We start from the raw sequence: 1,214 nt of genomic DNA, 5'->3' as shown, positions 1-1,214 counted from the left end.
CCGGCGCCTCCAATAAATAGCAAGGTCCGCAGCCATCCCGACCGTTTCATCGAATCCCCCTTACGTGTGAAGTGACTTTTTATCTGTCTGATTAGTCGGCACGAGTTCCTTATTTGTTACAATATTACATTTAACAAAGAGAAGCTTCGAATATAAAACAAAATCCGAACCCTTTTGTGTGGATTCGGTGTGGGGTTTGCTGCATGAAGCAAAAAACGGGCGGTGCGGGGCTTTCTAAGGTGCACAATTGCGCCGCGCGGTGGGGATTGTGACGCTTAGCCTGCGTCTAACATTTAAAATAGCTGCCCGATCAGGAAAAAGGGACGTTTAGCTCGATTCTAACGTGCACAATCCGGCAGGCGGTGATCCATTTTGAGGATTAGACATACCCGACGTCCTTCCCTCCCGTGTCACCCATGTATCTCAAATACAAAGCCGAACCCTCTTACGTGGATTCGGCGTAATTTCTTATGGTTCAAGGCGTTGTGAAATTCCTTTGTCCCTATACTGTTCTTGTATCTTTTTTCCAAAACTTCGTCCATTGATATTTTGGATAACTGTTATCCTTATTTGTTCACGTTCGGTGTTTTTTGGTCTAGTAACGGATATATTCACGTTATCGTTGAAGTAGTATTCTTCGACATATTCTGAATCACGTTTATATACGTCTTTAATTATTTCTTCAAATTTAAATCCAGTATTGTATTCTTCCTGCATAGTCAGCTTTGCAAAATTTATAAAATGGTCGAAATACTTCTGTTCAGCGGGCGCATAAATCGAAGATTTTAATACTTCTTTATCGACACCTGCCAAATACCTTCCCATATCTGCTTGTTCAAAGCCCATATTACCGTCTATTAAAACTTCGAGTTCCCCGTTTGTATGTTGAAACCTGTCTTCTGTTATAATGCTTTCGTCATAACCGTTGTCTTTGATGAATTCGGAAAACCTTTCATCAACGTTTATGTGATTGTCTTTATCTTCGGCATTCACAACCGAAAAAACTGCTATTCCTGCAACAGAAAATAAGGCAAGAAAAACCCACGTTCGAAACAATTTAAATTTTTTCATAATCAAACCCCCCCCCCGTTTACTTGTAATAATAACAAAAAAAGGAGCTGTATCAAAAGTCGTTAAACGTTAAGGCATCCGCTGCAGGCGGACGCTTGCACTCCAGAGCACAAGGGCGACATCGGTTCGCCGGGGCTCACCGT

General features: G+C 41.8%; 1 protein-coding gene. It reads right to left on the bottom strand.

Annotated features, from left to right (window positions below; genetic code table 11):
• Positions 1–468 precede the first annotated feature (468 nt).
• Positions 469–1,071 (bottom strand): hypothetical protein, encoded by a 603-nt coding sequence (locus BM058_RS17955; protein WP_090929181.1) that lies wholly within the window; start codon positions 1,069–1,071, stop codon positions 469–471.
• Positions 1,072–1,214 lie beyond the last annotated feature (143 nt).

Origin of the sequence: Salibacterium qingdaonense (assembly GCF_900114715.1) — a bacterium.
Lineage (GTDB): Bacteria > Bacillota > Bacilli > Bacillales > Marinococcaceae > Salibacterium > Salibacterium qingdaonense.
The sequence above is the reverse complement of the archived record's forward strand: the minus strand, read 5'-3'. Positions and strand labels throughout refer to the sequence as shown.

Excerpts from the sequence above, each read along its gene's own strand:
- BM058_RS17955 (WP_090929181.1), bottom strand. The coding sequence starts at position 1,071 with ATGAAAAAATTTAAATTGTTTCGAACGTGGGTTTTTCTTGCCTTATTT.